Source organism: Dietzia sp. CW19 (assembly GCF_014145265.1).
GTDB lineage: Bacteria > Actinomycetota > Actinomycetes > Mycobacteriales > Mycobacteriaceae > Dietzia > Dietzia natronolimnaea.
The window spans coordinates 11,525-19,297 of record NZ_JAALEE010000495.1; the positions used below are offsets into that span (position 1 = coordinate 11,525).

Genomic DNA, 7,773 nt, shown 5'->3' on the forward strand with positions numbered 1-7,773 from the left:
GGCTCGGCGAGCAGGGCGCGCAGCTTCTGGCCCAGGCCCAGATCGGTGAGGCGTGCCAGAGCGCGGCCCTCCGCGGGACCGTCGGCGATCTTGCCCTTGAGCGGGACGTCGAGCTTGGCCAGGCCGGTGGGCCACTGGCGGCGCGGAGGCAGCACCACGCCGGGCCGCTCGAGCGCTTCGCGGGCCGGGTCAGCGCGCCCGAGTCGACGGAGGTGGTGCGTCGCTGGGGTCCGGGGGCGCAGATACGGCCAGTTCACGGGCGCCAGCCCGGGGAGAAGATCGGCTCGGTTCTGTACTCGCCACGCGCAGGTCCGCACCTGTCCGGACGCCAGTGGGTAACAGCGGAAACGCGTAACGATACTGGTTTCCGGGTGCTGTTGAGTCGCGGTTGATCAGGGGCCGGGTTCTTGGTGGAGTTCGGGGTAGGCGCTCCAGGTGGCGCCGCTGATGAATGCGTGGCGTTCGGTTGTTTGAGCTCTGTATCCGAACTGGGTTGCCGCGATCGCCGGGGGAATGCTGCGGACCAGCTCGCGCATCGCGCTGTTGCGTGCGCCTCGAAGATCGATCCCGTTGTCGCGGAGCTTGCCCATCAGGGTCTGCGGGTTGATGTGATGACCTGCAGTGACCCCGGGAAATAGCCACTGGGATGTTCGGTTGGCAGCGGTGGTCATGTTGGGGCGATGGGCGATGAGCGCGGTCACCGGGTCGGCGAGCGGATGCGGGAGTGCTACCTCGGCGTCGGCGAAGCGGATCCACAGGCCGTCGCTGTCGTCGGTTCTCAGTGCGTCCAGTCGGATGGCGGCGATGCGCGAAACTGGTTGCGCGCAGATCAGCAGCAGGACCGTGGCGGCTTTGACCCACACCGGGGTCTCTCGCCGTTCCAGAATCGTGGCCAGCTGAGCGTAGCGCTCATCGTCGCTGGTCATGGGACTGGTTCGAGCCCGTCGGTGGGGGAACTCCAGGTGGGCGGCCATGTGTTGATGCGTGATGCACCATCTGACGAACATTCTGGCGATGCTGCGGGTGGTCGGCCCGGTAACGAGCCAGGTGTCGATATCGGACTGTGTCGCTTGCGCCAGCGCAGTGTTACGGGTGTAGAGCCAGTTGACGAAGTCGATCGCGGCGGTGATCTCCTGCTTGGCGTTGGCGATCGGCCCGTTCTCCAGGGGTTGGCGCTGCGCGCGGGCGCGGAGGTTGCGCAGGTGATGCCAGGTGGCGAATCCGGTGATGACCTGCTGCGATTGGTGGATTGGTGTGGAGGCGAGCTTTTTCTCGAGCCAGCTGGTGAAGCGGTCGAGGTTGCGGTCATAGGGCGCGAGGATTCCGCAGCTGATGAACAGGTCCCGTAGGTGACGTGCGGTGCGTTCGGCGGGGTAGTGGGCGAAGGTGTCGTGACTGATGGTCAAGCGGTGTTGCGCGAACCCGTCCAGGAGCTGGCGAACGTCGGGATTGCGTAGCCAGATGAGCGCACTTCGCGGGTGGTCCTGGCTGGTCAGCGCATCGAGTAGCGGTTTCAGCTCGGCCGAGACGAATCCGGTGTCGGCGGTGGTGAGCAGGGCGGTCAGGTCGTCGGTGAGGCAGCATCGGGCGCAGAGTCCGCGCCGGTGGGGTTCGTCCTGATCGCCGCAGCGGGTGCAGATCAGGCGGGGATCGTCGATCCCTGCACAGTCGGTGCAGATGGCCTGGTTGCCTGAGAGTCCGGGGAGGAGCCGGTCCGGGGTCAGGCAGCGAGGACACGTTCCGCGGCGACGGGTGGCCTGTTGGTAGCAACGGCGGCAGACGAAGCCCTCTGGCCAGCGCACGCCGCGAGGCTGGCGCTCGTCGTCGCACCGTGTGCAGTGGTACTTCGATGTGTCAGCCATGTGTGTCGCCTGCGCGGGGGTCCGTCTACGCCGGTGGGCCGGGTCGGTGGATGTGGGCCCGCTTCGGTCGCAGCGGACCATCAGCTGCGGGGGAGACGTCGGTGGCGGTGCGCCGCGAGGGTGCGGCGTCGACACGGAAGTCGCAGAGGTCCTCGACGCTGCAGTCCAGAACGTGGCACAGGGCGCCGAGCAGCGCCAGGGGCAGCCGGTCCGGGGTGCGTCCGAGGAGGCGGTAGAGCTGCGAGGCGGAGAGCTCGATGCCGACCTCATGCAGCGGGGTGATCAGGTCAGACAGGTTGTGCATGTCTCGGTCGGTCATGACTTGGCGTAGTCGCCACTGGTAGGCGATCCGGTGCTTCATGTCTCGTTCGTCCTTTCGGGCAGGCGGCCGGCTGCGGCACGTAGGGCGGCGGCTACGACGCGGCTGCGGTAGTCGGGGGAGACGAAGGTGTAGAGCGAGGTGGTCGAGGCGTACTCGTGTCCGACTTGCTCTTGGATGAAGTGGGTGTCGTAGCCGGACTCGACAAGCAGCGTGACGTAGCTGCGGCGCAGGGAGTGAAAGTCCAGTCCGGGGTCGGTCAGGCCGGCTGTGTCACAGAGTTCGGCGAAGCTGTGGGACAGTGCCCCGTTCGAGATTCGTTCGGATCGTTCGGTTGGAAACAATGCGGTCCCGGTGGTGCGGTCGAAGCTGGTGCGCCCCTGGTCGATCCACTGCTCGAGGCAGTCGATCACCCACGCGGTCTCTGGGACGGTCAGTACGCCGCGCCGTTTGGCGGGGGATCCTTTGCCGGGCTTGCCGTACCGGACGTAGCAGACCCCGAATCGGCCGAACTGCCGTGCACGCGGATTCGGCCCAAAATCCGTCAGGTCCAGCATGCGAACTTCGTTGCGGCGCAGGCCCCATGCGTAGGCGACCTTGGTGATCGTCGCGGTTCGCAGCGCGACCATCGCCCCCTTCGTGCCGACCTCGTAGCGGCGGGTGACCTGCTCGTCCGCGGTATCGCACAGGTCCTGCAGCTCGTCGGTGGTGTACGCCCGTTTGCGTGGGTCGCCGGGACCCTCGTGGACGTGGCGGGCCGAGTTGGCCTCGGTAATGACCTGTACGGGATGCGTGGCGAACCGGTCCTGGCATTGCTCGGCCCACTCGTAGGCCGGGTCGAGCAGGTAGTCCATGAAGTGCCGCAGCGCACCTTGATAGTTCAGGACGGTGCTGTGCGCTATGCCGTGGACTCCGCGTAGTTCGGTGATCCAGTCATCGGCCATCGCCGGCGTCCAGGTCCAGGGGCCGTCGGCATCGCAGAAGTCCCGGAACCGCCGTATCGTGGCCACCCGCGCCGAGATCGTGCCGGCAGACAGGTTTCGTGCCAGCTGCTGGTGAGACCAGCCGGTGACCATCGCCTCGAACACCGAGGCTTCCGGACGTAGAACAGCGATACCGTCGGCCAGCTGCAACCGCGCCGACCCTGGAGGAAGATCCTGCTGCGACATCTCGCACCGCCCAAAAATGGCTCGCGTCTTGTGCGAAAGTGTCGCATGAAATGCGAATCGCGACAAGAGGCCGCAGGTAGCAGCGCCGCCACCATCCCGCCATCGGCTGGCGGTCACGGTCCAACAAGGGCGGAAGCGCTGGCCCGGCACCTGCTCACGCGCAGGTCACGAGGCCAGTCGGGCACTACGGGCGAGGGGCAGTTCGGGGAGGGGTCGAGTTCGCACAATCTACAACTCAGCATCGTTGACTTTACATAATGTAGATTATCGGCACTTAACCATAAGGCTGATAGCAGTGGGCCCTGCAGCGATGCTGTCGATCGTGCCGCCCGGTTGTCGGGCCCGGCGCCGCGTGCTTCTGTCGGGCTGTTCCGGGTCGCCCCGCTCATCGGCTGAGGTCGCCACCATATCGACGCTGTCTCCGCCCATGTCGTTCGCGACGGCCGACTCCGTCGTGGGGTGACGCCCTGTGGGCGGCCTGGCCCCGAGGTGTCACCCGGTACCGCCGGGCGTGGACTCTGGCGGGCGGAACCAGTCAGACGGGTGGAACCCGACCTGACGGGTTAATCGCCGGCTCTTCGGGGCGACACCGGGGCGGCTGGCTGGCTGCGCTCACAACGTCACAGTGACGTTTCCAGGGGCACTCCCCGTGTTGCCGGGTGACGTTCCCCGAGCTATCGAGGTCGCCCCGCGCCGGCGGGTACGGGCGGCCGCCGGTGATCCCACGGCACCGCCTGCTCGAGCTGACCGGCGAGGCGCAGGAGCATGGATTCACCCCCGAGCTGGGAGATGAACTGCACCCCCATGGGCACGCCCTCCGGGGTCCGGTGCAGCGGCAGCGAGAGCGCCGGTCGGCCGGTGAGATTGGCCAGCTGGGTGTACGGGATCCAGTTGAGGTTGTTGTCGATCATCGATTCCACGAGCCCCGAGCGTCGCAGCAGGCCGGCTGTCCGGGTCTTGAGTAGCCCGGTCGCCGCACGGTGTGCCAGTCGAGGGGTGTCCAGCGCGCCGATACGCGGCGGCAGGTCGGCCAGCGTGGGCGTGACCAGGAGGTCGTAGCCGTCGAAGAAGGCCGACAACCGCCGCACGTGCTCGTGTCGACGCATCACCGTGTCGACGTACTCGACACTGCTGTGCGCTCGTCCGAGGGCCGCCATGATCTGCGTGTCGAGCTCGAAGTCACCGTCCCGGCACCCCGTGCGCCGCTTGGCGTCGTCGACCTGCCACGCCAGGACCACGAACCAGGTGGCGAGGAAGTCGCGGGCCAACGCCAGGTCGTCGACCGGTTGCTCGGTGAGCATCTCCACGTCATGACCGAGGTCGGACAGCGTCCGTGCGGCCGCCTCCACCGACGCCAAGGCCTCCGGGTGGGGCTCGGAGTTGATCGAGGATGCGGTGCACACACCGATCCGCAGCCGTCCCGGATCCTGACCGACCTGGGAGAGGAAGCTCTCGGTGGGCACCCCGGGAAGGTAGGGTCCGCTCGGCTCCCCGCCCGCCAACACATCGAGCATCGCCGCGGAGTCGCGGACGGAGCGCGAGATCACGCCGTTCGTCGCAGCACCGTGCATCGCCTCTCCGACCGACGGCCCCATGGGGACCAGGCCGCGGCCCGGTTTGAGCCCGACCAGGCCGCAGCAGGCGGCCGGGATGCGGATCGAACCGCCGCCGTCGCTGGCCCCCGCCACGGGGACGACACCGGCCGCGACCGCCGCGGCTGACCCTCCCGAGGAACCTCCGGGCGTCCTGCTCGCATCCCACGGGTTGCGGGCGGGACCGAAGAGGTCCGGTTCGGTGATGCCCTTCGCGCCGAACTCCGGGGTGTTGGTCTTGCCGAAGATGACGAGGCCCGAGTCGAGCCAGCGCTGTACCACTGTCGAATGCTCGGCCGCCGGGATACGGGACAGGGGCCGCGAGCCTCCGCTGGTCGGCACCCCGCGGTAGTCCTGACCGAGGTCCTTGATGAGGAAGGGAACGCCGGCGAAGGGGCCGTCGAGCGGCCCCGCCACCCGTTCCCGGGCCCGGTCGTCCATCCGCTGGACTATGGCGTTGAGGTGCGGATTGACGGCGTCCGCCTGCTGTAACGCGACCTCGAGCAACTCGCCCGCGGTCACCTCTCCCGACCTGACCGAGTCGGCCAGGCCGAGGGCGTCGTGGCGACGATACTCATCGATGTGCATGGATTGTGAGTGTACTCAGAGGCCGTCCGCCTGGGCGGGTGAGCGCGAGATGCGCCAGACTCGGGGCATGACGGAGTCGACGTTCCCCCGACCCCTCCGGGCCGTGGCGTGCCTCGTGCTCACGATCGCGATGGGCGCGTGTGCAGGACAGTCCGGGGATCGCTCCCCGCCCGCGTCGATCCCGACGGATGAGTCGCGGGATCTGACCAGCCACTCGACAGTGCTGGACGACCTCACCCGGAACTGGACCGTCTACCGCCCCCCGGCGGCGGAGGACCCCTCGGCGCCCGTACTGCTCGTCATCCACGGGACCGGGGACACCGGCTCGGGGATCCGCAACGGGATAGGTCCTGACCTGGAGCGCCTGGCCGACGAAGAGGGCTTCGCGATCGTCTACGTCGACGGCCACGAGAACAACTGGAACGAGTGCCGGAGGGAGGGCGACTGGCCCGCCAAGGAGGACGACCTCGACGACGTGCGGCTCTTCCGGCAGGCCGCCGGGTCGCTCGGGACGACCGGCCCGGTCTACGCGGTGGGCTTCTCCTCCGGCGGACACATGGCCATGCGACTCGCCCTCGAGGCGCCGGACCTCGTCGACGGGGTCGCGGCGGTGGCCGCCAATCCCCCGACCCGGGAGAACCTGGGCTGTGGGGTCGATGGCGAGCCGGTTCCGATCATGTTTGTCCAAGGGCGTCAGGACCCGATCAACCCGATCGACGGTGGTGAGGTCCGCGTGGGATCGGGCCTCGCCGCGCAGTCGCGGGGCGAGGTGCTGTCCGCCGTGGACGGCGCGGAGTGGTTCGCCCGACACAACGGGGTCGCGGTCGACGGGTCGTCCCCGTCGGTCAGTCGTGAGGGCGACGCCGAGACGATCACCTGGGAAGGCCCGGATCCCGTGCGGCTGGTGATGGTGGACCGGGTCGGCCACTCCTTCCCCACCCTGTCCGGCAGGTGGGGCCGCGACGGTGGGGCCCGGTACGACGCGCCCGGCGAGATCTGGCGGTTCTTCTCCCCCGGCCCGCCGTGAGGACGACCGGTCGACCCGGCTCACCCGGGCCGCACTGAGCGTGTCGGTGCCGGTGGTCAGCCGCGTCGGCCGCGCCACGCTCTCCACGCCCCGGTGGACCACAGTGCCCACGCCACCAGGAGGGGCTGGAAGAACAGTCGGATGAGGCGGGCGCGGTCGGTGTCCAGTCCGAAGGCGGCCGTGCCGGTGACGTACTGCGAGATGTTGCCGGGGAAGATCGCGACGAAGAAGCCGGCGGTGACCCACCCCACGGCGGGCCGGAATCTCGTCGGCGCCAGGATGAGGGCGGCGCCCAGTCCTATCTCGACGACACCGGAGGCCAGCACCACGAAGTCCGGGTCCAGGGGCACCCAGGTGGGCACCTGGGCCTGGAACTCCTGCCGCATGGTGGTCAGGTGTCCCACGCCGGCGCCCAGCAGTGCGGCGCCGAGGGTCCAGCGTCCCAGGTGACGGATCACCTCGCCGGCCCGGCCCGGGCGTCGTGTCATCCGGGTGCCGGTGCGTCCGGCCGGTCGCGTACCTGGGGTGTGCTCCATGACAGAAGTATTGCGCACAACTCAATTGTGCGCAATCGAATTCTGCGGGACAATGGGGAGATGGACGCCGATCTCCGCCTCGACCAGCAGGTCTGCTTTGCCCTCTACGCCGCTTCCAGGGCGTCGACAGCGGCCTATCGGGAGGCCCTGGCCTCGGCCGGGCTCACCTATCCCCAGTATCTGGTGATGCTCACCCTGTGGGAGGAGGACGGTCTGACGATCCGACAGCTGGGCGACCGGATGCTCCTGGACTCCGGCACCCTCTCCCCGCTGATCTCGCGGATGGAGGCCGCCGGACTGGTGTCGCGTCACCGGGCGGGCGGGGACGCCCGGAGTGTGACCGTCGTGCTGACTGACGCCGGGCACGCCCTCCGCGACGAGGCGGGCCGCATCCAGTGCTCCCTGTTGGAGAAGCTGGACCTGCCGGCGGAGGACCTCCTCGAGCTGCGTCGACTGGCGCGGAATGTCGTGGCGGCGCTGGAGCGTGCCGACGCGACGTGAGTCCGGGGCGCCGCCGGGCCCCGGGTGGGGTCAGCTGTGCCGAGCCGGATCCGGCCGCGGAACGTTCTGCAGCCTGAGTTGGCCCCTCGCGAGTACCGTGCCGCTCTCGGACTGGCGGATCACCACGTCCCACAGCTGCTGACCGCGCCCCTGGAACAACGCTTCCGCGCTCACGTCGA

The 7,773-nt window shown here is 68.7% G+C and carries 7 protein-coding genes and 2 pseudogenes; 2 read left to right on the top strand and 7 right to left on the bottom strand.

Going from position 1 to position 7,773, the window contains the following annotated elements; all coding sequences use genetic code 11:
* The 5 genes and pseudogenes from G6021_RS17495 to G6021_RS14095 form a co-directional block, all read right to left on the bottom strand.
* Window positions 1-257, bottom strand: a pseudogene (locus G6021_RS17495) (hypothetical protein); the annotation flags it as partial.
* Between the two features lie 135 nt (window positions 258-392).
* Window positions 393-1,862, bottom strand: coding sequence for a hypothetical protein (locus tag G6021_RS14080; RefSeq protein ID WP_182641546.1), 1,470 nt, complete (start codon window positions 1,860-1,862; stop codon window positions 393-395).
* A 25-nt stretch (window positions 1,863-1,887) separates the two neighbouring features.
* On the bottom strand, window positions 1,888-2,223 hold the full coding sequence (locus G6021_RS14085; protein ID WP_182641547.1) for a helix-turn-helix transcriptional regulator: 336 nt from the start codon (window positions 2,221-2,223) through the stop codon (window positions 1,888-1,890).
* Window positions 2,220-3,350, bottom strand: a complete 1,131-nt coding sequence (locus tag G6021_RS17500) for a tyrosine-type recombinase/integrase (RefSeq protein WP_241736573.1) — start codon at window positions 3,348-3,350, stop codon at window positions 2,220-2,222. Before G6021_RS17500 ends, G6021_RS14085 begins: the two co-directional genes overlap by 4 nt.
* 674 nt (window positions 3,351-4,024) lie before the next feature.
* Window positions 4,025-5,530, bottom strand: a complete 1,506-nt coding sequence (locus tag G6021_RS14095; protein WP_182616277.1) for an amidase — start codon at window positions 5,528-5,530, stop codon at window positions 4,025-4,027.
* Window positions 5,531-5,597: 67 nt separating this feature from the next.
* On the opposite strand from G6021_RS14095, the gene G6021_RS14100 reads away from it, so the two are divergent.
* Window positions 5,598-6,557: an alpha/beta fold hydrolase gene (locus G6021_RS14100; protein ID WP_182616279.1), complete on the top strand. Its 960-nt coding sequence runs from the start codon at window positions 5,598-5,600 to the stop codon at window positions 6,555-6,557.
* A 56-nt stretch (window positions 6,558-6,613) separates the two neighbouring features.
* On the opposite strand, the gene G6021_RS14105 is transcribed toward G6021_RS14100, so the two are convergent.
* Window positions 6,614-7,045, bottom strand: coding sequence for a DoxX family membrane protein (locus G6021_RS14105; RefSeq protein WP_179526230.1), 432 nt, complete (start codon window positions 7,043-7,045; stop codon window positions 6,614-6,616).
* A 108-nt stretch (window positions 7,046-7,153) separates the two neighbouring features.
* On the opposite strand from G6021_RS14105, the gene G6021_RS14110 reads away from it, so the two are divergent.
* The gene (locus G6021_RS14110; RefSeq protein ID WP_182616281.1) at window positions 7,154-7,594 is read left to right on the top strand and encodes a MarR family transcriptional regulator; all 441 of its coding nucleotides are present in this window, start codon (window positions 7,154-7,156) and stop codon (window positions 7,592-7,594) included.
* 30 nt (window positions 7,595-7,624) lie between these two features.
* Here the strand turns inward: G6021_RS14110 and G6021_RS17505 are convergent.
* Window positions 7,625-7,773 (bottom strand): annotated as a pseudogene (locus G6021_RS17505) (PaaI family thioesterase); the annotation flags it as partial.